The 26,647-nt window shown below is 68.0% G+C and carries 29 protein-coding genes and 1 pseudogene; 14 read left to right on the top strand and 16 right to left on the bottom strand.

Translation table 11 applies throughout. The features are described from left to right. Nucleotides 1–140: 140 nt before the first annotated feature. Complete coding sequence (locus tag JMF86_RS18040) at nucleotides 141–593, top strand: SRPBCC family protein (protein WP_012339665.1); 453 nt, start codon at nucleotides 141–143, stop codon at nucleotides 591–593. A gap of 121 nt (nucleotides 594–714) precedes the next feature. On the opposite strand, the gene speD is transcribed toward JMF86_RS18040, so the two are convergent. Genes speD through JMF86_RS18015 form a run of 5 tightly spaced genes read right to left on the bottom strand, consistent with a single transcriptional unit; the run spans nucleotide 715 to nucleotide 4,222 of the window. Continuing rightward, complete coding sequence (gene speD / locus JMF86_RS18035) at nucleotides 715–1,098, bottom strand: adenosylmethionine decarboxylase (protein ID WP_012339664.1); 384 nt, start codon at nucleotides 1,096–1,098, stop codon at nucleotides 715–717. Next, nucleotides 1,095–1,244, bottom strand: a complete 150-nt coding sequence (locus tag JMF86_RS18030) for a hypothetical protein (protein WP_153489189.1) — start codon at nucleotides 1,242–1,244, stop codon at nucleotides 1,095–1,097. The genes speD and JMF86_RS18030 overlap by 4 nt, the downstream gene beginning before the upstream one ends. Continuing rightward, nucleotides 1,241–2,758 carry a DUF4178 domain-containing protein gene (locus tag JMF86_RS18025; RefSeq protein WP_011547262.1) on the bottom strand — a complete coding sequence of 506 codons (1,518 nt, stop codon included), beginning with the start codon at nucleotides 2,756–2,758 and terminating at the stop codon, nucleotides 1,241–1,243. The genes JMF86_RS18030 and JMF86_RS18025 overlap by 4 nt, the downstream gene beginning before the upstream one ends. 9 nt (nucleotides 2,759–2,767) lie before the next feature. Continuing rightward, complete coding sequence (locus tag JMF86_RS18020; RefSeq protein ID WP_011547261.1) at nucleotides 2,768–3,808, bottom strand: SPFH domain-containing protein; 1,041 nt, start codon at nucleotides 3,806–3,808, stop codon at nucleotides 2,768–2,770. Nucleotides 3,809–3,835: 27 nt separating this feature from the next. Beyond that, a complete protein-coding gene (locus tag JMF86_RS18015) occupies nucleotides 3,836–4,222 on the bottom strand; it encodes a DUF350 domain-containing protein (RefSeq protein WP_006480820.1) in 387 nt (128 codons plus the stop codon). A gap of 121 nt (nucleotides 4,223–4,343) precedes the next feature. Here JMF86_RS18015 and JMF86_RS18010 point away from each other — a divergent pair, with 121 nt between their 5' ends. The 6 genes from JMF86_RS18010 (at nucleotide 4,344) to JMF86_RS17985 (ending at nucleotide 10,040) form a co-directional block, all read left to right on the top strand. Further along, nucleotides 4,344–5,858, top strand: coding sequence for a polyamine aminopropyltransferase (locus tag JMF86_RS18010; protein ID WP_011547260.1), 1,515 nt, complete (start codon nucleotides 4,344–4,346; stop codon nucleotides 5,856–5,858). Further along, a complete protein-coding gene (locus JMF86_RS18005; protein ID WP_125381604.1) occupies nucleotides 5,858–7,477 on the top strand; it encodes an NAD(P)/FAD-dependent oxidoreductase in 1,620 nt (539 codons plus the stop codon). The genes JMF86_RS18010 and JMF86_RS18005 overlap by 1 nt, the downstream gene beginning before the upstream one ends. A 124-nt stretch (nucleotides 7,478–7,601) precedes the next feature. After that, the gene (locus JMF86_RS18000) at nucleotides 7,602–8,363 is read left to right on the top strand and encodes an N-acetylmuramoyl-L-alanine amidase (RefSeq protein WP_012339661.1); all 762 of its coding nucleotides are present in this window, start codon (nucleotides 7,602–7,604) and stop codon (nucleotides 8,361–8,363) included. Nucleotides 8,364–8,417: 54 nt separating this feature from the next. Continuing rightward, nucleotides 8,418–8,807 carry a lysozyme inhibitor LprI family protein gene (locus JMF86_RS17995; protein WP_012339660.1) on the top strand — a complete coding sequence of 130 codons (390 nt, stop codon included), beginning with the start codon at nucleotides 8,418–8,420 and terminating at the stop codon, nucleotides 8,805–8,807. 64 nt (nucleotides 8,808–8,871) lie between these two features. Next, nucleotides 8,872–9,450, top strand: a complete 579-nt coding sequence (locus JMF86_RS17990) for a hypothetical protein (RefSeq protein ID WP_011547256.1) — start codon at nucleotides 8,872–8,874, stop codon at nucleotides 9,448–9,450. Between the two features lie 50 nt (nucleotides 9,451–9,500). Next, nucleotides 9,501–10,040, top strand: coding sequence for a GNAT family N-acetyltransferase (locus tag JMF86_RS17985; protein WP_012339659.1), 540 nt, complete (start codon nucleotides 9,501–9,503; stop codon nucleotides 10,038–10,040). Here JMF86_RS17985 and JMF86_RS17980 read toward each other — a convergent pair. After that, nucleotides 10,020–10,955, bottom strand: a complete 936-nt coding sequence (locus JMF86_RS17980) for a LysR family transcriptional regulator (RefSeq protein WP_011547254.1) — start codon at nucleotides 10,953–10,955, stop codon at nucleotides 10,020–10,022. The genes JMF86_RS17985 and JMF86_RS17980 overlap by 21 nt on opposite strands. 144 nt (nucleotides 10,956–11,099) lie before the next feature. Here JMF86_RS17980 and JMF86_RS17975 point away from each other — a divergent pair, with 144 nt between their 5' ends. After that, nucleotides 11,100–12,278: an FAD-dependent oxidoreductase gene (locus tag JMF86_RS17975; protein WP_011547253.1), complete on the top strand. Its 1,179-nt coding sequence runs from the start codon at nucleotides 11,100–11,102 to the stop codon at nucleotides 12,276–12,278. A gap of 23 nt (nucleotides 12,279–12,301) precedes the next feature. Here JMF86_RS17975 and JMF86_RS17970 read toward each other — a convergent pair whose 3' ends face one another. The 3 genes from JMF86_RS17970 to JMF86_RS17960 form a co-directional block, all read right to left on the bottom strand. Next, nucleotides 12,302–13,648, bottom strand: coding sequence for a glutamine synthetase family protein (locus JMF86_RS17970; RefSeq protein ID WP_011547252.1), 1,347 nt, complete (start codon nucleotides 13,646–13,648; stop codon nucleotides 12,302–12,304). Between the two features lie 157 nt (nucleotides 13,649–13,805). Further along, nucleotides 13,806–14,363, bottom strand: coding sequence for a helix-turn-helix domain-containing protein (locus JMF86_RS17965; protein WP_012339657.1), 558 nt, complete (start codon nucleotides 14,361–14,363; stop codon nucleotides 13,806–13,808). A 22-nt stretch (nucleotides 14,364–14,385) separates the two neighbouring features. After that, complete coding sequence (locus tag JMF86_RS17960; protein WP_012339656.1) at nucleotides 14,386–15,675, bottom strand: FAD-binding oxidoreductase; 1,290 nt, start codon at nucleotides 15,673–15,675, stop codon at nucleotides 14,386–14,388. Nucleotides 15,676–15,961: 286 nt separating this feature from the next. On the opposite strand from JMF86_RS17960, the gene JMF86_RS17955 reads away from it, so the two are divergent. The 4 genes from JMF86_RS17955 (at nucleotide 15,962) to JMF86_RS17940 (ending at nucleotide 19,297) form a co-directional block, all read left to right on the top strand. Then, nucleotides 15,962–16,189 carry a DUF2945 domain-containing protein gene (locus tag JMF86_RS17955; protein WP_012339655.1) on the top strand — a complete coding sequence of 76 codons (228 nt, stop codon included), beginning with the start codon at nucleotides 15,962–15,964 and terminating at the stop codon, nucleotides 16,187–16,189. Continuing rightward, complete coding sequence (locus tag JMF86_RS17950; protein WP_078041572.1) at nucleotides 16,186–16,770, top strand: DUF488 family protein; 585 nt, start codon at nucleotides 16,186–16,188, stop codon at nucleotides 16,768–16,770. Before JMF86_RS17955 ends, JMF86_RS17950 begins: the two co-directional genes overlap by 4 nt. Nucleotides 16,771–16,890: 120 nt before the next feature. Next, complete coding sequence (locus tag JMF86_RS17945) at nucleotides 16,891–17,628, top strand: sulfite exporter TauE/SafE family protein (protein ID WP_006480809.1); 738 nt, start codon at nucleotides 16,891–16,893, stop codon at nucleotides 17,626–17,628. A gap of 289 nt (nucleotides 17,629–17,917) precedes the next feature. Further along, the gene (locus tag JMF86_RS17940) at nucleotides 17,918–19,297 is read left to right on the top strand and encodes an amino acid permease (RefSeq protein WP_012339653.1); all 1,380 of its coding nucleotides are present in this window, start codon (nucleotides 17,918–17,920) and stop codon (nucleotides 19,295–19,297) included. A gap of 33 nt (nucleotides 19,298–19,330) precedes the next feature. Here JMF86_RS17940 and JMF86_RS17935 read toward each other — a convergent pair whose 3' ends face one another. The 7 genes and pseudogenes from JMF86_RS17935 to ftrA all read right to left on the bottom strand — a co-directional run bounded on the left by JMF86_RS17935 (nucleotide 19,331) and on the right by ftrA (nucleotide 25,689). Continuing rightward, nucleotides 19,331–19,909, bottom strand: coding sequence for an NnrU family protein (locus JMF86_RS17935; protein WP_011547246.1), 579 nt, complete (start codon nucleotides 19,907–19,909; stop codon nucleotides 19,331–19,333). A gap of 312 nt (nucleotides 19,910–20,221) precedes the next feature. Continuing rightward, on the bottom strand, nucleotides 20,222–20,572 hold the full coding sequence (locus tag JMF86_RS35080; RefSeq protein WP_041489365.1) for a hypothetical protein: 351 nt from the start codon (nucleotides 20,570–20,572) through the stop codon (nucleotides 20,222–20,224). A gap of 35 nt (nucleotides 20,573–20,607) precedes the next feature. Next, nucleotides 20,608–20,871, bottom strand: a pseudogene (locus JMF86_RS35075) (TfoX/Sxy family protein); the annotation flags it as partial. Beyond that, nucleotides 20,868–21,977 carry a malate/lactate/ureidoglycolate dehydrogenase gene (locus tag JMF86_RS17925; RefSeq protein ID WP_012339651.1) on the bottom strand — a complete coding sequence of 370 codons (1,110 nt, stop codon included), beginning with the start codon at nucleotides 21,975–21,977 and terminating at the stop codon, nucleotides 20,868–20,870. The gene JMF86_RS17925 and the pseudogene JMF86_RS35075, both read right to left, overlap by 4 nt. A 60-nt stretch (nucleotides 21,978–22,037) precedes the next feature. Next, nucleotides 22,038–23,492 carry a M20 family metallopeptidase gene (locus JMF86_RS17920; protein ID WP_006480804.1) on the bottom strand — a complete coding sequence of 485 codons (1,455 nt, stop codon included), beginning with the start codon at nucleotides 23,490–23,492 and terminating at the stop codon, nucleotides 22,038–22,040. Nucleotides 23,493–23,569: 77 nt separating this feature from the next. Beyond that, on the bottom strand, nucleotides 23,570–24,640 hold the full coding sequence (locus JMF86_RS17915; RefSeq protein WP_078041573.1) for a nitronate monooxygenase family protein: 1,071 nt from the start codon (nucleotides 24,638–24,640) through the stop codon (nucleotides 23,570–23,572). An 86-nt stretch (nucleotides 24,641–24,726) separates the two neighbouring features. Next, nucleotides 24,727–25,689: a transcriptional regulator FtrA gene (gene ftrA, locus JMF86_RS17910; protein ID WP_078041574.1), complete on the bottom strand. Its 963-nt coding sequence runs from the start codon at nucleotides 25,687–25,689 to the stop codon at nucleotides 24,727–24,729. Between the two features lie 114 nt (nucleotides 25,690–25,803). Here ftrA and JMF86_RS17905 point away from each other — a divergent pair, with 114 nt between their 5' ends. Together JMF86_RS17905 and JMF86_RS17900 are read left to right on the top strand one after the other, a co-directional pair. Beyond that, on the top strand, nucleotides 25,804–26,223 hold the full coding sequence (locus JMF86_RS17905; protein WP_078041575.1) for a rhodanese-like domain-containing protein: 420 nt from the start codon (nucleotides 25,804–25,806) through the stop codon (nucleotides 26,221–26,223). Between the two features lie 90 nt (nucleotides 26,224–26,313). Beyond that, on the top strand, nucleotides 26,314–26,640 hold the full coding sequence (locus JMF86_RS17900) for a superinfection immunity protein (RefSeq protein WP_006480800.1): 327 nt from the start codon (nucleotides 26,314–26,316) through the stop codon (nucleotides 26,638–26,640). The last annotated feature ends 7 nt before the right edge of the window (nucleotides 26,641–26,647 follow it).

The following is a 26,647-nucleotide window of genomic DNA, read 5'->3' as shown; positions in this document are numbered from 1 at the left end:
GTTGGGATAAATCCTAGGGGAATTCCCGAGATGCGTCAATCGCGCTCGTTCGAGCGCATGCTCGACTTGACGAAGTCTGACGAAACACAGGTTATTGGCGCGGTACACTCGATTTCATGCCAATCCGCGCGCCCACCCTCATGAGGATCTCAGTCAGCCGGACCGTCGGCGTCGACCGCAGGCGCCTGTTCACGTGGTCGCAGGACTACGGACGGCGGCTCGTGTGGGACAACTTCCTCAGCGACGCCTATCTGCTCGACGGCACGACCGCCGATGTCGGCGTCGACGCGTTCTGCCGCAGCCAGTCGGGCGCGACGATGGTGTCGCGCTACATTTCATACCGTCCGCCGCAGGTCGCCGCCGTCGAAATGGTCGAAGGCCCGAAGGTGCTCCAACGCTTCAGCGGCAGCTGGAACTTCGTCGAGCACACGCCCGGGTCGACCGAGGTGAAGTTCACGTACCACTTTCGCGCGCAGCCGTCGTGGCTGCGCTGGCTGCTCGAACCGCTGATCGGCGCGTTCTATCTCGTGCAGACGCGCCGGCGTCTCGATTCGTTCAAGCGCTGGGCCGAAGCCGAAGCGCTGCCGCGCTGACCGGTATGCGCCGGCGGCCGCGCCGCCCGCTATTTGCCGGATTCACCGAGCCGGGGAAACGACCGGCGGCCGCCATCCCGACGACCCGCCGTGGCCGATGCACGGCACGCGGCATCCTGGCTCATGCCAGCGCACTGCCGCGCGCCACCTGCTGCCGAACCTGCGCATGCGTGCCGAGCGCCGCCGCGATCGCATCGACTGCATCGGCCGCGCGCGCCGCGCCGCACATGAACGCATCGACGGCCGCGAAGCGATGCTCGGGCCACGTATGGATCGTGATGTGCGACTCCGCCAGCAGTACGACACCCGTCACGCCATGCTCGCCGCCGAAATGATGGAAGTGCGCGCCGATCACGCGCGCGCCGGCCCGTTGCGCCGCATCGGTGAGGATCGCTTCGAGCCGCGCGGCGTCGCGCAGCAGCGCCGCATCGATGCCCGCCAGGTCGGCCAGCACGTGCGAGCCGAGCGTCGCGCACGGCGGCGCGATCCCGTCGCGCGCAGTCATTTGTGCGACCCGTACGACGAGTAACCGCTGCGCGCCGACGAGCTGCCCCACCCGCCGCCGCCCGAACCGCTGCCGCCGATCGATGCGCAGCTGAACAGCGTGACGACGATCAGGCCGTAGACGCCGTAGAGGATGTACCGGATCACGCGTTGCCCCCGTCCGACGCAAACCGCTTCCACAGCCATTCCGGCAGCCACAGCACCAGCAGGCCGACCAGCACGTAGACGGAGCGGCCGGTGAACGAGAACAGCGAACCGAGGTTGAAGATCACGAGCAGCGCGCTGAACATGAACGGCAGCGGCGCGAAACTGTGCGGCCCCTTGCTGCCGAACAGACCCATCGATTCGGTCGCGCCCGTGGCGGCCGTCGTGGCCGCGGCCAGCGCCGGCGTGCCGAAGCGTTCGGCGAGCGCGCCGCCCGACAGCGGTCGCGCACGCGACCAGACGATCTCCGCGTCACTGCGCTCGCGCGTCAGCTTGTCCTTCTGCCAGCCGTAGTCGATGATCGACGTGCGATCGCCCGCCTGCACGCGCCAGTTGAATGCCCCGACCACGTAGACGACCTCCGATTCGTATTCCTCACGCAGCCGGTAGGTCTTGCCGCCTTCGGTCACGTTGCCGGATTCGCTGCCGATCGTCGGCCAGTGGTCGAGCACCTGCACGCGTTCCCAGCGCCCTTCGCTCTGCACGAGCCACAGGAAACCGCGTTTCGGGTTCAGCAGCAGGTATTCGTCCCACGTCTCGTCGTCGCCCGGCACGCGGCAGCGCATCATGCCGATCACCGTGTACTTCACGCCGTCGAACGTGCCGATCGCGCCGAGTTCGAGCGCGCCCTTCACCGATTCGAGCTTGCGCCGGGCCGCGAACACGGTCTGCTGCTCGGCCGTGCACTGCACGCCCGCGTGGCAACTGCCGCACACGACGTAGTCGGCCACGTTCGGCGCATACGACAGCGGCGCGCCGCAGCTCGGGCACGCGAACGGCACCAGCTCCGCGCCGCGCTTCTCGCGCGTATCGTTTTCGATGTCGCGCAGCCCCGTGAACGCGAGCGCGTCGAATTCCAGCGCCTCGCCCGCGTAGACGGCCGGGCTGCCGCCGTTCGACCCGGCGTCGGAATAGTCGCAGGTCGCGAATGCATTGCCCGTGCGCAGGTCGGCGACGCGCGCCTCCCAGCCGGCATCGACGCGAAACGGCAGTTCGCCGTCACCGCCCGTGCAGCGCGCGGTACGCACGTCCGACACCAGATACGCGCGGCCGCCGTGGTCGATCCGCATGCCCGGTTCGAGCGTGTCGAATGCGGGCCACGCGCCGCCCGACGCATCGTCGGGTTCGCGCACCGTGATCGCGTACTGCCCCGACGCATCCGACAGCCAGCCGAACGCGCCGTCGTCGAACACGACGTACCACTCGCTCCACGCGCCGGCGTCGTAGGTCATCTGGATGCGGCCGAGCACCGTGAACGCGCGCTTGTCGTAGCGCCCGGCCGTGCCGATCTGGATCGGCGATGCATCGTCGAGCACCGTCGCCAGTTCGCCGATGCGCTCGACCTCGGTGCCGCGCTTGAGCAACGTACTACGGCAAAACGCGCAGACGGCCATCACCGCCGCGGCCGAGCGAAACTCGACCGGCGCGCCGCACTGGGGGCACGAGGTACGGAACATGCGTGCCGCTTACCGGGTGAGCTTCGCGAGGATCTCGGCCTTCGCGCGCGAATATTCGTCTTCGGTCACGAGGCCCTTGTCGAACAGTGCCTTCAGCTGCTCGAGCCGCTGCACGTAATCAGTGCTCTCGGCCGCTGCGGCGGCCACCGGCGCGGCAACGGGCGTGGGCGGTGCGGCCTGCGCCGGTTGCGCGGCGCCCGCGATCTGGCCAGCCATCGCCTGCCCGATCGCCGCACCCGCGGCGAGCCCCGCGCCGACCCCGGCGATGCCGCCCGGGTTCTGCGCGGCGAGCGGAATCGCCTGCGCGGTCTGGTATTGCGTGGCGCGCGCGAGATCGCCGGCCATCCCGGCACCGATCCGCAGGTCGAGCGCCTTTTGCAGCTTGGCCGGCAGCGACACGCTCTCGACCGCGAACGCGTCGAGCGCCAGCCCGTAACGCGTGAACACCGGCACCAATGCCTCGGCGACGCGCTGCGACAGCAGCGACTGGTTCGCGGCCATGTCGACGAACGGCACGTCGGCCGAGCCGAACGTCGTGCTCATCGCGGTGACGACCAGATTGCGCAGTTGCTGCTCGAGATCGTCGACCGTGTATGCCGCGCGCGTGCCGCTCACCTCGCGGTGGAACGCAGCCGCATCGACGATCCGATACGAATAGATACCGAACGCGCGCAGTTGCACGAAGCCGAATTCGCGGTCGCGGATCGTCACCGGCTGCGCGGTGCCCCAGCGCCGGCCCAGCTGCAGCCGCGTGCTGAAGAAATAGACGTCGGACTTGAAAGGCGACTGAAAGAATTTGTCCCAGTTCTTCAGGTTCGTGAGTACCGGCAGCGTGCGCGTTTCCAGCGTGTAGAGCCCCGGCTGGAACACGTCGGCGACCTTGCCCTCGTTGACGAAGATCGCGACCTGGGTTTCGCGCACGGTCAGCTTGCCGCCGTACTGGATTTCCTGGTCTTCCATCGGATAGCGCCAGGCCAGCACGCCGTCGGTGTCTTCCGTCCATTGCAGGACGTCGATGAACTGCTTGCGGATGAATGAACCCAGACTCATGTCGGTCTCCTCGAAACGCGTGGTGCGTCAGGTCAGGCAGGCGGCATTGATGATGCCGACGACGAGCGACGCGGTGCCCATCAGGCCGCCCATCGCGACGTTGCGATCCTCGATCGCATGATTCATGCCGGGCATCACGCGCGTCAGCACCGCATAGGTGATCAGTTGCACGATCATCGCGCCGACGGCCCAGATCACGACTTCGCCGAGCGTCGAGTTGTGCGCGATGCTGGATGCGAGCGTCAGGCAGAAACCGATCAATGCGCCGCCGAACGACAGCGTCGCGGCCGCGTTGCCGTCGCGGATCAGCGCCAGTTCGTCGAACGGGGTGACCTTCAGGTACACTGCCGCGAACACGAGAAGCAGCACGAACGCCGACAGTAAATGAACCGCATAAAGATAGGCACTATTCATTCTTTTCCTCGGATTTTGTGCTCGGTTCGCCGCCCCGTCGCCGGCCGGCCCGCACAGGGCCGCCAGACGAAAATCCGCGCCAGTATATCCACATTGCCGAACACTGCACAACGGATGCGCGATGCTGCATAAGCGTGCACTCGTCCTGTCGATTCTCGTGCTCGCGTCGTGCGGGCTCGGCTACGAACTGATCAGTAGCGCGCTGTCGAGCTATCTGCTCGGCGACTCGATCCTGCAGTTCTCGTCGGTGATCGGCTGCTACCTGTTCGCGATGGGAATCGGCTCGTGGCTCGCGAAGTTCGTCGAGGACGACGACGTGCTCGACCGCTTCGTCGACATCGAGCTGCTCGTCGGCCTGCTCGGCGGCGTGTCGGCAGCGCTCCTGTTCGTGGTGTTCGCATGGCTCGCCGCGCCGTTTCGCGCGGCGCTTTACGCACTGGTGCTCGCGCTCGGCCTGCTGATCGGGATGGAGATTCCGCTCGTGATGCGCGCGTTCCAGCAGCGGCGCCAGGCGTTCCGCCATACCGTCAGCGAGGTGCTGACCTTCGACTATCTCGGCTCGCTCGCCGTGTCGCTGATCTTCCCGCTGGTGCTCGCGCCGCGCCTCGGCCTGCTGCGTACGAGCTTCCTGTTCGGTCTCCTGAACGCATTCGTCGCATTGTGGACGACCCACCTGTTCCGCGACGAGATCCGCAACGTGCGCGGCAAGCTGATGCGTGCGTCGCTCGTGATCGGGCTGCTGGTCGCCGGGTTCGCGCTGTCGGATCGCATCACGCACTGGGCCGAACACGGCGTGTACGGCGACGAGACGATCTACTCGGAAACGACGCCGTACCAGCGCATCGTGCTCACGCAGTGGCACGACGACATGCGGCTGTACCTGAACGGCAACCTGCAATTCTCGTCGCGCGACGAGCACCGCTATCACGAGGCGCTGATCCATCCGGCGATCGAGGCGCTGCCGTGGGCGAAGCGCGTGCTCGTGCTCGGCGGCGGCGACGGCCTCGCGGTGCGCGAACTGCTCAAACACCGCAACCTCGAGCAGATCACGCTCGTCGATCTCGATCCGGCAATGACGAAGCTGTTCTCGACGTCGGCACCGCTCGTCAAGCTGAACCAGGGCGCGCTGAAGGACCCACGCGTGCACGTGATCAACGACGACGCGGTGCGCTGGCTCGAATCGAATGCCGACGTGTACGACGCGATCGTCGTCGATTTCCCCGATCCGACCAACTTCGGGCTCGGCCGCCTGTACTCAGTGCCGGTGTTCCGGCTGCTGGCGCGCCACCTGTCGGAGAACGGTTACACGGTGATCCAGTCGACATCGCCGTATTTCGCGCCGCACGCGTACTGGACCATCATCGCGACGCTGCACGAAGCCGGGCTCAACACGTGGCCGTACCACTGCTACGTGCCGTCGTTCGGCGACTGGGGCTTCGTGATCGCCGGCAAGCGCCGCGACTTCACGGTGCCGACGCATTACTCGGTGCCGACGCGCTGGCTCGATGCGCAAACGGCCGCCGAGATGTTCCACTTCCCGGCCGACATGCCGGCGCTGTCGATGTCGCCGAACGAACTCAACGACCAGCCGCTCGTGCGCCGCTTCGACGACGACTGGAAGCACGTGCTGCGCTGATGGATCGCCGCACGTTCCTCGTCGCGTCGGCAGCCGCGTCGCTCGCCGCATGCGGCCGCACCGGCTGGATCGAGACGACGCCGCAGGTCGGCTACCCCGGCATGCGCGAAGGCCATGCGCTGCGCGACCATGCCGCGCTGCCCGCGCCGTCCGGCACGATCGAGACGGATGTCGCGATCCTCGGCGCCGGCGCGGCCGGGCTGTCGTGCGCATGGCAGCTCGCGCGCGCGGGCCATACGCGCTTCACGGTGCTCGCCGGCCCCGAATTCGGCGGCAACGCGGCCGGCGGACGCTTCGGCGACCTCGGCTATCCGAAGGGCGCGCACTATCTGCCGCTGCCGTCGCTCGAATCCGCCCATCTGCGCGACATGCTCGCCGATCTCGGCGTGATCGAATCCGCACCGTTCTCGGTACGCCCCGTGTACGACGAGCGTGCACTCGTCCACGCACCGGACGAACGCCTGTTCATCGGCGGGCAGTGGCAGGACGGCATCGTGCCGACCACCGGCCTCGACGCCGACGCGCTCGCGCAGCAGGCGCGCTTCTTCGCGTACACGGACGGGCTGCGCACCGCGCGCGGCGCCGACGGCCGCAAGGTGTTCTGCATCCCGATCGCGGAATCGTCGCGCGACCCGCGCTGGCGCGCACTCGATCGGCGCTCGTTCCGCCAGTGGCTGCTCGACGAAGGCTATACCGCGAAAGCGCTGCACTGGTATCTGAACTACTGCTGCCGCGACGATTACGGCGCCGGTTACGAGCATGTCTCCGCCTGGGCCGGCCTGCACTACTTCTCGTCGCGCGGCGGCCATGCGGGCGATGCGAGTGACGGCGCGGTGCTGACCTGGCCCGACGGGCTGCACACGATGGTGACGAAGCTGAGCGATTCGATCACCGCGCGCACCGGCTCGAACGCGTGGTCGCGCGATGGCTTCGCGGTGCGCGCGACCGAACGCGCGGGCGGCGTCGACGTACTGTGCGCACGCGTCGGCCATGACGGTACGCTGTCGACGTTCATGCTGAAGGCGCGACGGGTCGTATGTGCGATGCCGCTGTTCGTCGCGGCGCGCGTGTTTCCGCAGCTTGCCGCGTACGGTTTCGAACCCGCGCGCGACTTGCCGCCGCGCGCGCCGTGGCTCGTATCCAACTTCCTGCTCGACGGCATGCCGGCCGAGGAAGCGGGCGTGCCGCTCGCGTGGGACAACGTCGTCTACGACGGCGCGGGGCTCGGCTACGTCGTGTCGACGCATCAGTTGATCCGGATGTCGCCGCCGACGCGCTCGGTGTTTTCCGCCTATCAGGCATTGAGCACGCAAACGCCGGACGATACGCGCCGCTGGCTCGCGCAGGCGAAGCCCGACGCATTGCGCGAGCAGGCGGCGCTCGACCTGCAGGCCGTGTACGGACGCGAGCTGTGGAAGCATGCGACCGCGCTCGAGATCACCGTGCGCGGCCATGCGATGGCCACGCCCGACGTCGGCTTCCTGAGCCGGCCGGGGCTGCTCGCACTGCGCGATGCCGATGGCCCCGTCGTATTCGCGCATGCCGACCTGTCCGGGTTGTCGCTGTTCGAGGAAGCGTCGTACTGGGGCATGCTGGCGGCGCATCGCGTGCTCGCCTGACAGCCGTCGCGCGTCATTGCGGCGTCGCCGCCACCCGCTATAATCGCGCGACATTCCGACTGCATTGAGCAGGCCGACGGTGGCGCGCCGTTCGACGCGCCGTACGCCCTTCTCGACAACAACAATGACGAACCGAACCCTCCGACGCCTTCCGCTCGTGCGCGCCGCCGCGCGCGTGCTCGCGTGCGCCCCGCTGCTCTGCGCGCCGCTGGCGCTGCACGCGGCCGACATCGCCACCACGACCGTTACCGAGCCCGCGTCCGGACGCTACATCGTCGTCGATACCGGCCATACACCCGCGCATCCGGGCTCCACCGGTGCGAGCGGCCGCGTCGAATACCTGTACAACCTCGACCTGTCCGGCGCGGTCGCCGACAAACTCGCCGCGCACAGCGACCGCGTGCTGCGCACATCGGCGGACGGCCGTGAGATCAAGCTCGATCAGCGCTCGACGCAGGCGCCCGACGCGAACCTGTTCGTGTCGATCCATCACGACTCGATGCAGCAGCAGTTCATCGACGCGGGCCGGCAACGCGAATTCCGCGGCTTCTCGGTGTTCGTGTCGGAGCGCAATCCGCACTATGCGGAGAGCCTGCGTTGCGCGAAGGCGATCGCCGAGCGGCTGGTCGCGGCCGGCGAACGGCCGTCGCTGTATCACGCGCAGCCGATCCGCGGCGAGAATCGCCCGCTGATCGACCCGCAACTCGGCATCCACCGCTTCGACGATCTCGTCGTGCTGCGCACCGCGCCGATTCCGGCCGTGCTGGTCGAAGCCGGCGTGATCGTCAATCCGGATGAAGAAGCGCGGCTCGCGCGGCGCGAGACGATCCAGCGCCTGTCCGCCGCGATCGCAAGCGGCATCGACGCGTGTACGACGCCCCAATAAACGACGGCATTTCCCGTCGGATTCAACGGTTTTCACCCAGCCAGGAGCCTCACCATGAAGAAAAAGAATCTGCTCGCATCCTGCGCGTTGCTCGCGCTCGCCGTTCCGTTCGCCGCGCATGCGGCCGGTTGCGCAAAGCCGCGCAGCGCGTTCGACCAGGTGTATTGCACGAGCACGCAGTTCTCGCAGTCCGATCGCGATCTCAACGACGAATACGGCCGGCTGCGCAAGCAACTGAGCGGCGACCAGCAGGCGACGCTGAAGGCCGGCCAGCTCGCATGGCTGAAACAACGCGACGCGCAGTGCAGCGAGACGCGCGGCAGCAGCTACCTCGTCGATATCCAGTGCGCGAACGACATGACGCAGTCGCGGCTGTCGTTCCTGCGCGAACGCGAGCGCGAATGCTCGAGCACCGGCTGCGTGACGTCGAAGCTCGGCGAGTAAGTCGCCACGCGTGCCGTGCCGCGAAGCATGTCACGGCACGGCACGCTGCTCGAAAGGAACGATGATGCGGCATGAATTCTCCGAAGTCCTCAACGATCTGATCGACTACTTTCTCGTCGGCGATCTTCTGCTGCTGAAGCGCTACAAGGACGAACACGGGCTGCCGGACGACGTCGCATCGGCGTTCACGACCGGCGACAGCGGCGACCACGCGGTGCTGGAAGGCATCGTCATTCCGCTGGCCGGCATCGAGAATCATCCGTACACGGTCATCTTCACGCTGGACGACGACACGCCCGAATTACTGAAAGCAGGCAGTCGTCTGCAGCATCGGCGCGGCGGATACGTATTGCGCGTCGAGCATCGTGCGGTGATGCTCTACACGTGGCGCATTCTCGAACGTTTCACCGACGACACGGTGAATGCGCTGCTTGCGCGCTATCGCGAACCGGGCCGGCCCGTCATTGAAGTCGACAACGGCTGGTACGACGTCGAGATCCTCGGCGGAGAAATCGCCCGCGACGGCTGGTTCGAACCCGCGTTCGAGTTCGTGCTGAAGAAAACCGATGCACCGGGCGACGCATCGCACGTGGACATCCACTACCGTTTCGCCATCGAAGGTAGTCTGGGTCCGGCAGCGTGAATCCGGCGGGCAGCAGCGCGGCATACGGCAACCGGCCACACGGGAGGCACATGGCACCGAACACGACGACGATCGACATCCGTGCAGCCACTTCTGCCGATGCACCGGCCATCGCCAGCATCCACGTCGCGTCGTGGCAAGCCACTTACACGGGCATCATGCCGGCGCAGTTCCTCGCCGACCTGTCGGTCGAAAAACGCACGGCCGCGTGGCGCGAGACGCTCGACGCGGGACGACCGCACGTCGCGCTCGCCTTCGCGAACCACGCACCGACCGGCTGGATCGCGTACGGGCCGACGCGCGACGCCGACAAGGACGGTGCGTGGGGCGAAATCGAAGCGATCTATCTGCACCCGTCGCATTGCGGGCAAGGGATCGGCGCGCGGCTGGTCGACCATGCATGCCGAGCGCTGCACGACGCGGGTCATGCGTCGGTGTCGCTGTGGGTGCTCGCCAAAAACCGTCGAGCGAGGATGTTCTACGAACGCGAAGGTTTCGTCGCCGAAGCCGACATCAAGACCTTCGAGATCGACGGTACGCCGATCGAGGAAGTGCGGTACTGGCGCGCCCTACCGAAGCGGTCTCGATGACGGCAGCGCCTCCTCCGTCGCCAATCGTTGCTGCATCAGCTGCAGCAACGCGCGAATCTTCGCGTTGACCGAATTCCGGCTCGCGTAAGCGGCATGCAGCTGCAGCGGCGCCGGCGCCATCTCCAGCGGCACGCGCACCAGCCGCCCTTCGGCAAGCTCCACCGCGCACGCGCGTTCGACCAGAATCGCGAAGCCGATCCCGTTCACCGCCGCGAGGCCCGCCATCTCGCCGCTATTGACGCGATATCGGCTCGCCACCGGAATCTTGTGAATCCGTCCGTCGCGATCGGCGAATTGCCACGGCTGCCCTTTCAGCGTGCTCAACGTCGTGATGCACGGCAACTGCTTGAGCTGCTCCGTCAGGCCTGGCATCCCGACCCGCGCGACCAGTGACGGCGCGGCCACGACGACGCTCGGCAAACTCACGAGCGGCCTGACGACGAACGCGCTGTCGTCCAGCTTGCCGCGATTGACGATGATCGACAGGTCGATATCGTCGCGCAGCGTCGACACGCCAGCGAGGCTGGTGTCGCAGTCGATCTCGACACGCGGATGGTGGCTCGCGAATTCCGCGACGATCGGCCCCAGCATGCGCGGCCCGATTTCGCCCGGGACGCAAAGCTTCAGCACGCCGCGCAATTCCGTTTGCTGCGACGTCAGCTCGCATTCGGCCTGCGTCAGCGCGTCGAGCATCGGCCGCGCACGCTCGTGCAGCAGCCGCCCGGCCTCGGTCATCCGCAGGTGGCGCGTGCTGCGCTCGAGCAAACGCACGCCGAGCCGCGACTCCAGTTGCGCCACATAACGGCTCACGTTGGAACCCGGCAGCGCGAGCACGCGCGCGGCGCCGGCAAAGCTGCCTTCATCGACGACCGTCACGAACACACGCACCGCATTCAGATCCAGCTTGCTACGCATCATTATCCCGTTCGAGGTATCAAAGCCTGCCGATTTCCATGGCTTATCCCGCCAGAGACCATAATTTACGATGCTCATCCCGTCAATGCGACGCCCGGGCACGCACCCGCGGCCAGCGTTCGCACGACACAGGCAAGGAGCGTCATGAACATTGCAATCCTGGGCGCCGGCGTGGCCGGCATGAGCACCGCACTCGCGCTCGCCGGGCGCGGCCACGAGATCCGGCTGTACGAACGCAGGCCGGCGGAATCGACGATGGGCGCAGGCGTGGTGCTGTGGCCGAATGCCGGCTTCGTCCTCACCCAGCTCGGCGTGCTGCCGGACATCGTCGAGGCCGGCGGCCGCCTGCATGCGATGCGGCGCATCGACCGGCACGGCACCCTGCTCAAGGCCACCGAGATCGGCGCGCTCGACCACCGGATGGGCTTCCCGACGGTGTCGATCCTGCGGCGCGACCTGCAGGCCGTGCTGACCCGGCACCTCGCCGCGCGCGGCATCGAGGTCCACTTCGGCCACGGCGCAACGGCCATCGATACCGGCGCGGACGGTCGCGCCGTCGTTCGCTTCGACAACGGCACGACGATCGCCCCCGATCTCGTGATCGGCGCGGACGGCCGCATGAACTCCGTCGCGCGACGTCATGTGGTCGGCGACAATACACCCGTCTATCAGGGCTTCGTCAACTGGATCGGCATCGCGCAAAGCAATGCGCCGCTGGTCGACGAAGTGTCGATATTCGATTACTGGGGCACGCGCGAACGCTTCGGCATCGTCGCACTGGACCGGCATCGCGTGTACTGGGCGGCGGCATGGCCGGAAGCCGACGGGTGCGATGCGGCGGAAGACGATCCGCACGGGATGCTGGAACGGCGCTTCGCGCCGTGGCCGGCGCCCATCACGGACGTGATACGTGCGACGCCAGCGGACACGCTCACGAAGATCCGCGTGCACGATCTGGACCCGGTCGACGTATGGCACCGCGGCAACGTACTGCTGATCGGCGACGCCGCGCACGCGCCGCTCCCGACCTCCGGACAAGGCGCCTGTCAGGCGCTCGAAGATGCGTGGCATCTTGCCCGGTGCCTCGACGAATACGATTCAGCCAACGGCGGCGCTCTCGATGCAGCGCTTGCGGCGTTCACGCTGCGGCGCAGCGGGAAAACCGCCTCGATCACCGAGCGTGCGCGTGAATTCGCGCACCTGTTATTCAGCGACGACGTGAGCGACAGCGCCCGACAACGGATCGATCCGGTCGCCGAAATCGAAGCGCTGACGAACGCGTGGGGCGCGCACCTGCCGATGGAACAGGCGCGCGGACGATAAGCCGTGCGGACGGCGGCATCGGCTCACAGAAACCACCGATACTCCCGCGCGCCGATCTCGTTGCGAAAATCCAGCTCCTCCTGCCGCTTGTTCTCGCAATACACCATCACGAATTCGCTGCCGAGCCCGTCGCGCACGGCCGGATGATCCTGCATCGCGGCGACCGCCGACAGCATCTCCTTCGGAAAATCGATGCCGCTGCCGCGATCGTCGTTGAGCGGCGCGATCGGTTCGCTCTTGGCATCGAGCCCGTGCTCCATCCCCGACAGAATTGCCGCGAGCACCAGGTACGGGTTCGCATCGGCGCTCGCGAGCCGGTGCTCGATCCGCAGGTTGCGCGCATCCGACTCGGGAATGCGGATGCACGCGTCGCGATCCTCGAAACCCCAGCTCGCGCGGCTCGCCGCGTTCACCATCGACCCGTAGCGGCGGAACGCATTGTGATTCGGCGCGAACACGGGCATGCAATGCGGCAGCAGCGCGAGGCAGCCGGCCACCGCATGCCGCAGCGGCCGCTGATCGTCCGCCGCAAGCAGGTTGTTCCCGGCATCGTCGTACAGGCTCACGTGCACGTGCATCCCGCTGCCCGGCGCATGCAGGTACGGCTTGCCCATGAAGCTCGCGCGATAGCCGTGCTGCAGCGCGACGCCGCGCGTGCTGCGGCAGAACATCGCCGACCAGTCGGCCGCGCGCAGCCCGTCGTCGCAATGGCCGAAATTGATCTCGAACTGGCCGGGCCCGAGCTCGGCCGTGATCACGGTCGCGTCGATCCCCTGCGCGCATGCGACGTCGACCATCTCGTGCAGCACGTCGGAGAAACGCGACAGCCGCTCGATATGCATGTTCGGCTGATCGTCGCGATCGTCGGACAGGCGGTCGCGCGGATACTTCGGCATCCCCTCCTCGAGCTGCGCGGCGAACAGGTAGAACTCGAGCTCGAACGCGACGACCGGCCGGATGCCGCGCCGCGCGAGCCGCTTCAGCACCCGCGCGAGCACCTCGCGCGGCTCGAACTCGACCGGTGAATCGGTGCCATCGGTCGTGATCAGCATCTGGCCGAGCGGCTGCTTCTCCCAGGTCACCGGCTTCAGCGTGCCGGGAATCAGCCGGCGCACGGCGTCCGGGTCGCCGTCGTTGAAACAGTAGTCGCCGATCTTGTAGAGGCCGCCCTGCGTGCCGAGCAGGATGCAGTTCTGCGGCAGCTTCAGCAGCGAACCCGCCGCGACCTTTTCGAGCGCATCGATCGGATAGCGCTTGCCGTAGAAGTGCCCGGGCAGGTCGAGGCAGATCAGGTCGACATAACGGATCTCGGGGTGCGCCTGCCGGAATGCGCGGACTTCACTGACCAGCGCGGGAACGACGTCAGCCATGTCTCATCCTTTCCATGTCTTGTATGGCGGTGCCGCGGCGCGGCGAACCGGATTCATGCGACGCACGGGGCAACGCATGCCGCATGTCGATCAGTAGTGCAAACAGGCTACGTGACGAGGCGACCAGCACTTCAGCCCGCCCCGCCGACCACTCAACTCAGGTGAATACCCAAATCACGCGCGTCGGCGCATCAGTCAGGTTCGCGTAACGGAAGCGCTTGTGCGCGGGAAGCTGGAATGCATCGTTCGGACCGAGCGTGACCGGCGTGTCGTCGCCGTCGATCCAGATCGTCAGTTCTCCTTCGAGCACGAAGCCGCCCTGCTCGTCGCTGTCGTCGACCGGCCGCTCTCCGCTGCTGGCGCCCGGCTCGAGATGGCTTTCGAGGATCGAGAAGCGCGCACGCATGTTCGGCGACACGAGGATGTCGGTAATGCCGGCCGCGTAATACACGGTGCGCCGCTCGTCGGGCCGCGTGACCCACCGCACGCTGCGCGGCTTGCTCAGGCTGTAGAAATACGTGGTCGGCACGCCGAGCGCCTCGCCGATCGCAGTGAGATCCGCGACCGTCGGGCGCGACAGCCCGCGCTCGACCTGCGACAGAAAGCCGACCGAGCGGCCGATCCGTTCGGCGAGATCGTTCAGCGTGATCTTGCGATGCTTGCGCAGGTCGCGGATTAGGATCGCCAGACTTTCTATCTCTTCCTGTTCATTCATGATGTGATGGATTCCGATGCAATCAGACGGTATCGCGCAGACGGTACCAGGCCTTGCCGATCGCTTCGAGCGGCGCGGCCAGCCGGTCGCCGCCGGGAAAGCGCGGGTTGCGGATGCGCTGGTACTGCGCGAGCAGGCGTGCGTCGCCGAGCACGGCGTCGGCCACCGCACGCGCGCCGGCGAGCGTCGGCAGCACGCCGTGCCCCGAAAAGCCCTGCAGCCAGAAGCGCTGTCCGTGGCGGCCGATGTCCGGCGTGCGGCGCATGCTGATGTCGATGTGACCGCCCCACGCGTACTCGAGCGGCACGCCGGCCAGTTGCGGAAACACGCGTTCGAGGTGCGGGCGCGTCGCCGCCGCGATATCGGCCGGGATGCCGCCGAGATACGTGCAGCCGCCGCCGAACAGCAGCCGGTTGTCGGGGCTCAGGCGGAAGTAGTCCGGCACGAACTGGTTGTCGATCACGCAACTGTTGCGCGGCAGCAGCGCACGCGCGACGCCGGCCGCGAGCGGCGCGGTTGCAACCTGATATGTGCCGACCGGCAGCAGCCGGCGCGCGAGGTCGCGGTCGAGCCGGTCGACGTACGCATTGCAGGCGAGCACCAGCACGTCCGCGCGCACTTCGCCACGCGCCGTGCGGGCGACGTAGCCGCTGGCCGTCTCGCGCCAGTCGAGCACGCGGCTCTGTTCGAAGATGCGGCCGCCCGCGCGCTCGATCGTCCGTGCGAGGCCGAGCGCGAGCTTCAGCGGGTTCAGGTGGCCGGCCTCCGGATCGTGAAGCGCCGCGAGATAGCGCGTGCCGCCGATCCATTCGGGCATCTCGCCGCGCTCGATCATGCGCAGCCGATCATAGCCCCAGCGTTCGGCCGCCTCGTCGCGCGCGTGCGCCAGCATCGCGACGCGCCGCGGCCGCACCGCGGCCCACAGGCTGCCGGGCCGGTAGTCGATGTCGAAACCGTGCCGCGCCGGCAGTTCGCGCACTTCGGCCGCCGCCCAGCGCATGCTGTCCCACAGCAGGCGCGCGCCGTCGCGGCCGAGCGCATCCTCGAGCGGCTGCATGTCGCACGACCAGCCGAGCAGCGCCTGCCCACCGTTGCGGCCCGATGCGGCCCACGCGACGCGGCTCGCCTCGAGCATGACGACGCGCTTGCCGGCCAGCGCAAGCCGCAGCGCCGTATGCAGCCCGCTGAAGCCCGCGCCGACGACCAGCACGTCGGCGTCGACGCGCTCGTCCAGCGTCGGCCGAAGCGGGATCGGCGCCGGGTAGGTGCCGGCGTAGTAGCTGGCGACGTGACGGTCGGACTGCATGAACATGCGGACTCCCGTGAAAATTGCGCCGAGAAATTTCATGAAAAACTAGCATGACAATTTCACGCGGGCAAGCGGGAGGATCGACGCCCGTGTCGTCATTGAAATGAAAGGCACGCCGATTGCACATGCAGCCCCGGGTCGCCCCGCCGCCGTCCGTGTCTTTTACCGTGTGCGGTCGCGGCCGATAATGAATCCGTGCACGTTCTCCCTCGCGGCCGGCTTCCCGGCGCGCACTGCCAAAGCTGCGAGGGCCGCCCCACCGCGCATCGACACAAGGAGGCACCGCGGCATGACCACGCCATTCAGGCTGGGCGACCACGTCCGCTGGAATTCCGAAGCCGGCTACGTGACCGGCACGATCATCGCGATCCACACCGCCGACTTCGACTACAAGGGGCATCGCCATCGCGCGTCGCCCGACGATCCGCAGTACGAGATCAAGAGCGACCGGACCGACCACGTCGCCGCGCATCGCGGCCGCGTACTCGAACGCATCGCCGGCAAGGACGACGCATGACGCTCCCGTTCTATACGATCGGCCATTCGAACCGCACGCTCGACGAATTCGTCGACCTGCTCGATGCGGTCGAGATCACGTTGCTCGCGGACATCCGCAAGATGACGCGTTCGCGCACCAACCCCCAATTCAACGAAGCGACGTTGCCCGATGCGCTCGCCGCCGCCGACATCGCGTACGAACACATCGCCGAACTCGGCGGCCTGCGCGGCAAGTCGCACGGCGTACCCGACGACGTCAACGATTTCTGGACGAACCGCAGCTTTCACCGCTACGCGGATTACGCGCTGTCGCCGGCGTTTCACGCGGGACTCGACCAACTGATCGCCCAGGGGCACGAGCAGCGCTGCGCGATCATGTGTTCGGAAGCCGTGTGGTGGCGCTGCCACCGGCGCATCGTGTCCGACTACCTGATCGCGCGCGGCGAAACGGTGCTGCACATCATGGGCCGCAACCGCGTGGAGCCCGCGCGGCTGACCGCCGGCGCGGTGGTCCGGGACGACGGCACGATCGTCTATCCGGATGCCGACGACGACCACGACGACGACGCACCGGCAAAAGGCGCCCAACCGGACGCGTGACGTCACGCACACGCCTGCGCCCCGGCTTCCGGCGGCCGCGATCCTGCATTACCATCGTGCGACCGTCATGCCCGCGCTCGTCCGGCAAGCGGGCCCCGCCACCTCTTCCGTTGCGCACCGATGCTCGCTCTCATCATCATCGCCGGCCTCTGGGCCGGCCTGCAGAACGCCCTCGCGGGCGGCGGTTCGTTCGTCACGCTGCCCGCGCTGATCGTGTCGGGGATGTCCCCGCTCGCGGCCAACATCACGTCGACGGTCGCCCTGTTCCCCGGCCAGGTGACGACGGGCTGGGCGAGCCGCAACATGGTGAGCGGCGTGGGCAGGCTGCCGTTTCGCGCCCTGTTCGCGATCAGCGTGGCCGGCGGCGCACTTGGCGGCCTGCTGCTGCTGAAAACGCCGTCGTCGATCTTTTCGCATCTGGTGCCGTGGCTCGTGCTGTTCGCGACGATCGTGTTCGCGTGGGGCAGTTTCTTCCGCAAGCCGGGCGCCGGCGCGCAACATCTCGGCCCCGTCGCGGCCGGGGTCTCCCAGTTCCTGATCGCGATCTACGGCGGCTACTTCGGCGGCGGCATCGGGTTCCTGATGATGGCCGCGCTGACGATGGCCGGCCTGCCGCCGCGTCACGCGATGTCGACCAAGAACGCGCTCGCGGGCGTGATGAACGCGTCGGCGGTCGTGCTGTTCGTCACCTCGCCGCACCTGCACTGGCGTGAGGCGATCGCGCTCGGCGGCGGCGCAATCGTCGGCGGCCTGCTCGGCGCGTGGGCGCTGCATCGCGTGAACGAACGCGTGCTGCGCATCGCGATCGTCTGCATCGGCGCGCTGCTGACCATCGGGTTGTTCGTCAAACCGATCTGAACCCACGCTCATCCTGCCGCAACCGCGGCAATTGATGAGCAAACCGCAAGACGTCTTTCGCATATCTCGTTTGCCGTCGCGGCCACGTCCGACCACAATCCGGGTTGTCGCGATCATCGCCCTCTCGCGGGCACCGACCGGCACACCGTGACCGCCATCACGATTCACCGCCGGCGGCCCGCACATCGCGTCACACACGCTCCCTCGACATCGGCGCCCCCGCAGCGGCGGAACGCCTGCCGCCGTGCCGCCCGATACGTTCCCGGCCAACAATAACTAGAGGTAGGAGATGCAGGACAACACGTTGAGGCAGAGCCTCAAGCAACGGCACATCACGATGATCGCGCTCGGCGGCGTGATCGGCGCGGGCCTGTTCGTCGGCTCCGGCGCGATCATCGCAACGGCCGGCCCCGCGGCAATCCTGTCGTACCTGATCGGCGGCGTGATCGTCACGCTGGTCATGTTCATGCTCGGCGAAATGGCGTCCCGCAATCCCGACAGCGGCTCGTTCTCCACGTATGCGAGCAGCTACCTCGGCGAATGGGCCGGCTTCGCGGTCGGCTGGCTGTACTGGTTCAAGTCGATGATGACGATCACCGTCGAAGCGATCCTGCTCGGCGCGATCCTCCACGATTTCCTGCCGTGGCTGCCGATCTGGGGCGGCGCGCTGTTCATGCTGGTCACGCTGATCGCGAGCAACGCGTACTCGGTGCGCTCGTTCGGCGAAGCCGAATACTGGCTGTCGTTCGCGAAGGTCGCGACGATCATCGTGTTCATGGCGCTCGGCGCGTCGATCCTGCTCGGCTTCCAGCCGCGCATTCCCGCACCGGGGCTCGTGAACCTGACCGATCACGGCGGTTTCATGCCGAACGGCATCTCGCCCGTGCTCGCCGGCGTGATGGTCGTGATCTTCTCGCTCGGCGGCAGCGAGATCGCGGCGGTGGCCGCGGGCGAATCGGAAAACCCGAGCAGGAACGTGATCCGCGCGATCAAGAGCGTGATCGTGCGCGTGATGGTGTTCTACGTCGGCTCGGTGTCGATCCTGATCCTGTGCATGCCGTGGACCGACAAGGCCAACCTGAAATCGCCGTACGTGTCGCTGTTCGGCATGGCGGGCTTCACGGGCGCCGCCGTCGCGATGAAGATCGTGCTGTTCGTGTCGTTCATGTCGGTGATGAACTCGTTCCTGTTCTCGAACTCGCGCATGCTGTTCTCGCTGAGCCAGCGCGGCCACGCGCCGGCGATGTTCGGCCGCACCAACGCGAAGGGCGTGCCGATGAACGCGCTCGTGCTGTGCCTCGCCATCTGCGTGTCGATCCTGGGCATTCACTTCGTGAGCGGCGGCGATCTGTTCCTGATGCTCGCGAAGAGCAGCGGCGCGTTCGTGATGATCGTGTGGATCTTCATCATCGTCGCGCACTTCGCGATGCGTCGGCAGACGAAGCACGAGCAACGCGACCCGACGGCGTTCCGCGCGTGGTTCTATCCGGTGTCGAACTGGGTCGCGCTGCTGGCGCTGGTGGCCGTGCTGGGGTCGCAGGCGTTCAACCCGGATTCGCGCTTCCAGTTCTGGTTCACGGTCCTGACGGCGCTCGCGATCGTCGCGGCGTACTTCCTGCGGCGCAGGCAACCGTCGTTCGGGCAGGCCGCCGGCGCGAAGAGTCGTTGACCGCCGGCAGGCCGACCGGCGTGCGCGTTCCGTTCAGCCGAACGGCCGCACGCCGATCAGCGGGCCGTGCAAGAACCGCGCGAACACGGCCCACGCGACGAGTCCAGCCACGACAGTCGCGACGTCGCCGGCCAGCCCGCCGGCCGGATAGCGGACACCGTCGCGGCGATCCCTCGCACGCGACACGACGAAATCGACGATCGACCACACGAAGAACGCGCCGAACAGCACGACCGCGTGCACGGTGCCGTTCACGAGCAGGTGCGCGACCGCCCAGACCATCGTGCCGGCCAGCATAGGATGCCCGACGAGCGTCTTGATCCGGTTGCGCGGCACATACGACGCGGCGATCAGCACGAACGCGACCGCGGTCAGCATGCCCGTCAGGTGGCGCACGCCGACCGGCGACACCCACAGCAGCGTCGCGCCCGCGCGGGCGATCCCGTACCCCCAGATGATCAGCACGAAGCCGACGATCGACGCGATCGCGTAACCGCCCTTCCAGCCCTTCTCGCCGATCCGCTCGATCGTCGCGGACCGCCAGCCGTCGGCGACGATCCGGATCGAGTGCACACCGAGGAAGATCGCTAAACCGAGAATCAGGACGAGCATCGGCTGTCTCCGTCTGGAATGATGAGTGGGGAAGCGTGCCGCGCGGCGTACGGTGCGCCGTTCGCGGGGCCGGCGACGAGGCCGGCGCGGGTCGCGCGAGGCACGGGCGCAACCCGCGCCGATCATAAACGCCGGCGGCGCGGTTGTGAAGCATGCAGGACGTGCGGGGCGTCAAGCTCGATGCGTTCGGGCGCCGGATCGTGCGCGCGAGTCGGCCGCGCAGCGTACGGGTCGGGAGCGACAGGCGAGTCGGAAAGTAAGGAAAGCGAAAATCGCGAGGTCGTCGCTCCTCGTGATGGGGACTACGTCTGCTTACGCTTCGCCACGCGTTTCGGTGCCGGTGCGGGCGATGATTTCGATGCCGGTTTCGGTTTCTGCGCCGACGCCGGTTTCGATGTGGATTTCGCCGCCTGCTTCGTTTTCTGGGCCGACGCGGGTTTCGTTGCCGGTTTTGTTGCAGGCTTCGTCGCCGGTTTCGATAGGGGTTTCGTTGCCGGTTTCGTTGCCGGGTTCGTTGACGATTTCGACGCCGGTTTCGGCGCAGCCTTCACTGCAGTTTTCGGCGCGGCTTTCGGCCCCGCCCCAGATACCGTCTTCGACGCCGCCCTCGCCTTGCGCTTCGGCGGCCCGGCCAGCAGCGCCGCGCGATACGCGCTGCGACACCAGTCGAACAGCGCACCCGCGTCCTCGAGCACGTCGGCCGGCGTTTCGTAATAGCCCTCGAGCGAGACGGTACGCGTGGGCCGCGCATACGAGAACGGCCCCATCCCGGCCGCGACGAACGCCGAGCGATTCACGTCGTCGACCCGCAGGAACAGCGACCCGCGCGACAGGAAACCGAACATCACGCCGTCGAGCCGCAAGGCCGCCCCGCTGAAGAACCGTGCAACGGCGACCGTACCGAGCGGCGCAAGCTGATACGCGATTTCCTCGCCGTGCGCCTTCTCCGCCTGCCAGCTCATGCGGATGCCTCGCAGCGCCGCGTCCACGCATCGAGTTCGGCCGCGTCGAAACCGACGGCCGTCGCGCTCTCGAGAATCTGCCGCCACGTCGCACGGTCGACCGGAATACCGGCCGTGCCGCGTGCGGCGCGGCTCGCTTCTTCAGGTTCGCCGGGCACTTGCACCGGCGTATCGCCGGCCTGCGGCGACGCCTTCGCCCACGCGACGAACGCATCGGCTTCGCGTTCTGCGTCGGCCGCGTCGAACGCTTTCGGATCGATCAGCACCGACAGCATCCCGTTAACGATCGCGCTCGTCTTCTGCAGCGTATCGCCGTACGTCGTATGCCCGCCCACCAGCGCGCCGCCGAAGATCTCGCACATCGCCGCAAGCGCATACCCCTTGTGCAACCCGAACGGCAGCAACGCGCCGAACGGCTGCTCGTGCATCACGGCCGGATCGTCGGTCGGCTCGCCGCGATGGTCGATCAGCGACCCGGCCGGCACGCGCTTGCCCTGGTTGTACGCGACCCGCGTCTTGCCGTACGCGATCGCGCTCGTCGCGAAATCGAGCAGCAGCGGCGGCTTGCCGGCCCGCGGATACGCGGCGCAGAACGGGTTCGTGCCGAAACGCGGATCGGTGCCGTGCAGCGGCGCGACCAGCAGGTCACCCGGCACGTTGACGAAATGGAACGACACGAGCCCCGCGTGCGCACACTGCTCGGCCCAGTGCCCGATGCGGCCGAGGTGATGGACGTCGCGCAGCCCGATCGCGCAGATCCCCATGCGCCGCGCGCGCTCGATCCCTTCGACCATCGCCTCGAACGCGATCACCTGGCCGAAGCCGCGCCCGCCGTCGATCGTCAGCACCGCGCCGCCATCGCGAACGATCGACGCGTGCCCGTTCAGTTGCAACTGCCCTTCCCGCCACGACGCGACGTAATTCGGGATCATCCCGATCCCGTGCGAATCGTGGCCCGCGAGATTCGCGCCGACCAGGTGATCGGCGACGAGCGTCGCTTCGCGCGGGTTACTGCCGGCCCGTTCCCAGAGTGCCGCGACGAACGCATGCAGCGGTTCGGCGCGCATGCGCAGCGGTGCGGTATCGGGCGTCGGCAGTGCGGTCATTGGCAACACTCCATCCAGTCGGTGCGGGTCGGGCAATCGGTCCGTCCGATGCTGCGACGCTCAGCGCGCGGTCGCGATCACGTCGGCCACGGCTGCGGTGAGCTTCTTCGCGTACGGCACGTGCAGGAACTCGTTCGGGCCGTGCGCGTTCGACTTCGGCCCGAGCACGCCGCACACCATGAATTGCGCGGCGGGAAAGCCTTCCTGCAGCACGTTCATCAGCGGGATCGTGCCGCCGAGGCCCATGTACGCGCAGTCGGCGCCGAAGTGGCGGCGCGATGCGGCGTCGAGCGACGACGCGAGCCACGGCGCGAGATCCGGCGCGCTCCAGCCCGTCGCGGCGCCGGCGTCCGGCTTGAACGTGACCTTCGCGTTGTACGGCGGATCGAGTTCGAGCAATTCCTTCAACTGCTGCACCGCCTGCGCGGCGTCGACGAGCGGCGGCAGCCGCAGCGACAGCTTGAACGCGGTGCGCGGACGCAGCACGTTGCCCGCATCGGCGAGCGCCGGCATGCCGGCCGCGCCCGTGACCGACAGCGACGGACGCCACGTCGAATTCAGCAGCGCCTCGCGCGGATCGGTCGTGGTCGGCAGCACGGGCTTGCCGTCCTGGCCGCACGCCCAGGGCAGCCCCTTCCATACCGTGTCGCCGAGGATCGCGGCGGCGGCCTCGGCTTCGCGCACGCGGCTCGACGGAATCTCGCAATGGAACGCGCCCGGCAGCAGGTTGCCGTTCTTCGCGTCCTCGAGGCGCTCGAACAACTGGCGCATCACGCGGAAGCTCGACGGCGCGATGCCGCCGTACACGCCCGAGTGGATACCTTCTTCCAGCACCTCGACCTGCAGGTCGCCGGACACGAGGCCGCGCAGCGACGTGGTGAGCCACATCTGGTCGTAGTTGCCGGCGCCCGAATCGAGGCACACGACGAGCGATACCTGGCCGAGCCGGTCGCGCAACGCGTCGACGTACGGCAGCAGGTCGTAGCTGCCCGACTCCTCGCAGGTCTCGATCAGGCCGACGCAGCGCGGCCGCTCGATGCCCTGCTCGTCGAGCGCGCCGAGCGCTGCGAGGCTCGCGTAGATCGCATAGCCGTCGTCCGCGCCGCCGCGGCCGTACAGCTTGCCGTTCTCGAACTTCGGCGTCCACGGGCCGAGGTCCGCGCGCCAGCCGTCGAATTCGGGCTGCTTGTCGAGGTGGCCGTACAGCAGGATCGTGTCGGTGCTGCCCGATCGCGTGGCCGGCGACTCGAAGAAGATCACCGGCGTACGGCCCGGCAAACGCACGATTTCGAGCTTCAGGCCTTTCACCGGCTGCCGTTCGGCCCACTGCGCGGCGTCGGTGACGACGCGTTCGAGATAGCCGCGCTTCGCCCAGTCGGGGTCGAATGCGGGGCTCTTCGCGGGGATCGCGATGTAGTCGGTCAGCGCGTGGAGGATTTCATCGTTCCACTTGCGCTCGATGAAGGTAACGAGCTTGTCATGGTCGAGGACGGGGGTAGTGTCGACGGAAGTCATGGTGGGGTGCCTGGATCGGGCTGACGAAAACCCAGATCATACGCCGATGCTCCCCTGCCGGCGCCCCTCCTGGCCGTTCAGCCAGCGTTCGGAAACGCGTCGCGCAGCCCGGCCGCGCAGGCGAGCGCGTCGCGCCACAGGCGTCGCGTGAGCTCACCCGCATCCTCTTCGCGCGCGAGCGCCGCGGCCTCGCCCGACCACAGCAGCGAGAAATCGTCGCGGCCCTGCCGCTCGAACGCGCCGCGCAGCGGATCGACCGCGGCCGTCGCGAGCGGAAACGTGGGCGCGAGCGCACTCATCGGCCCCTGTTCGCGCATGAAGCGCGTCAGCAGCCCGCGCGCGGGGCGGCCCGTATACAGGTTGGTGATGCGCGTGCCGTCGTCGCGGGCGGCGCGCACGGCCGCACGATGCTGGGCCGAACGACCGGCCTGGGGCGTCAGCAGATAGCCGGTGCCGATCTGCACCGCGCGAGCGCCGAGCGCGAACGCGGCCGCGATGCCGCGCCCGTCGGCGATCGCACCGGCCGCGATCACCGGCGCGCGTACGGCATCGACGATCTGCGGCAGCAACGCGAACAGGCCCGGCTGCGCGTGGATATCGTCGGTCAGGAACATCCCTCGATGGCCGCCGGCCTCCGCTCCCTGCGCGACGATCGCGTCGACGCCGCGCGCATCGAGCCAGCGCGCCTCCTCAACGGTCGTCGCGGACGACACCACCTGCGCGCCCGTGCGGCGCACGCGGTCGAGCAGCGTGTCGTCCGGCAGTCCGAAATGGAAGCTCACGACGGACGGCCGCAGTTCCTCGACGACCGCGCACATCGCATCGTCGAACGGCGCGCGGCCGGGGCCGCCTTTCACGTCGGCCGGGTCGAGCCCGGCTTCCGCGTAGTAGCCGGCGAGCGCCGCGCGCCAGCGCGCATCGACCTCGGCATCGGGTGCGGGCGGCGCGTGGCAGAAGAAATTCACGTTGAACGGCGCGGCCGTGCGCGCACGGATCGCCGCGATCTCGTCGCGCAACTGCTGCGGGCCGAGCGCCGCGCATGCGAGCGAACCGAGCCCGCCGGCTTCGCACACGGCGATCGCGAGCGGGCTCAGCGAGCCGACCATCGGGGCCTGGATCAACGGCAAACGGGAAGGCAGCATCGTCATCGGAATCCCTTTTAGTATGAGTGGCCCTCGCCACATGGGTGGTGTTTTTCATCGTCGCGCACGAGCGGCCGCACCGAGCGCGCCCGCTACGTGCCGCCGCGATCCATCCCGCGCCGGTACGCGGCCGGGCTCGTCGCCGCGACGCGCCGGAAATGCCGGCGCAGCGATTCCTCGGAACCGAACCCCGCGCGCGCCGCGACCTGCGCAAGCGGCAACGCGGGCTGCGCTTCGAGCATGTCCTTCGCGACGTTCACGCGTTCGCGGATCAGCCACGCGAGCGGCGACATCCCCGTCGCATCCGCGAACTGACGCTGCAGCGTGCGCGTGCTCATCGCGGCCTGCGCGGCGAGCGAGGCCAGCGTGTGCGGCTCGGCCGCATGCGCGCGCATCCAGTCGATCAGCTTCGCGAGCCGGTCGGTGCCGCCCGGTGCGACCGGACGCGGCACGAACTGCGCCTGCCCGCCGTCGCGATGCGGCGGCAGCACGAGGCGCTGCGCGACGCGGTTGGCGATCGCGCCGCCATGATCGCGGCGCACCAGATGCAGCAGCATGTCGAGCCCCGCCGCCGAGCCGGCCGACGTGACGATCTGCCCTTCGTCGACGTAGAGCGCATCGGGATTCACGCGCAGCGCCGGATAACGCGCCTGCAGACGTTCCGCATACCGCCAGTGCGTCGTCACGGTAAGGCCGTCGAGCACGCCGGCCGCCGCCAGCACGAACACGCCCGAACAGATCGAGCAGAGCCGCGCGCCGCGCCGGTGCGCGGCCCGCAGTTTCTTCAGCAACGGCTCGGGCGGCAGTTCGTCCGGATCGCGCCAGCCGGGAATCACGATGGTGTCCGCGCGATCGAGCGTCGCAAGCCGGTAAGGCGCGGCAACGGTAATGCCGCCCGCCGCGCGCGCGGGCCCCGGCTCGCTCGCGCAGACCGCGAAGCGATACCAGTCGACGCCGAGTTCAGGACGCTCGAGCGCGAACAGCTCGACCACGCAGCCGAATTCGAACGTGCAGAGGCGATCGTAGGCGAGCGCGACGACGAGATGATTGTGCATGGCGCGATGTTACCGGAACTTGTCGATCGCGCCACTGCCGCGAAACGCGCCGAACCGCGATACTGCCCTTCATTGCGGCGCGTTCCGTGCCCGCTCAACCAGGAGAGCCCGACCATGTCCCATGTCACCGACGTCCCCGCCGCCGACAGCCCCGCCGCCCTCGCGCATTTCGAGGCCTCGCTGCGTTTCGAGACCGATTGCTGGGACGTGCACGACGCCTTCGCGTCCGACACGCCCGATTTCGTGCTGCTCGACGTGCGCGGCCCCGACCAGTTCGCCGCCGGCCACGTGCCCGGCGCGCGCAACCTGCCGCACCGCAAGATCATCGAAAGCAAGCTCGCCGGTTACCCGGCCGACACGCTGTTCGTCGTCTACTGCGCGGGCCCGCACTGCAACGGCGCCGCGCGCGCGGCGATCCGGCTCGCGCGCCTCGACCGGCCGGTCAAGCTGATGATCGGCGGCGTGACGGGCTGGCTCGACGAAGGTTTCGCGCTGAGCAACGACGTGCAGCCGGCGGACGCCGAAGCCGCCTGATCGTCACCAAAAGCGCAACAATCAATTGCCGGCACACAAACGGAAAAAGCGCGACAATCAGCCTCATTGCAGTTCGGACGGAGCAGCACCATGCATGATGCAGTCCTGATTCAAGTGGCCGGTTCAGTCGCGGCGATCGCGCTCTATTTCCTGCCGGCCGTCATTGCCGACCGGCGCGGCCGGCACGACAAGCTGACGATCGCGATGTTCAACGCGCTGTTCGCGTGGACGGGCATCGGCTGGCTGATGACGCTGTACTGGGCGTGCCAGCCGAACCCGCGCACCGACGTCGCGCAAACGATCCTGGCAAAGCGCCGCGGCGTCAGCATGCGGACCTTCTCGACCGGCCTCGTCGAACGCGTGCAGCGCCGCGTCGCCGCCCAGGAGCAATGGGCGGAAAAGCAAGGCTGCCGTTAAGTTCCTC

It is taken from the genome of Burkholderia sp. E168m15, from assembly GCF_016586105.1.
In the GTDB taxonomy this organism is placed as follows: Bacteria; Pseudomonadota; Gammaproteobacteria; order Burkholderiales; family Burkholderiaceae; genus Burkholderia; species Burkholderia orbicola.
This window is presented reverse-complemented; position numbering and strand designations above follow the sequence as displayed.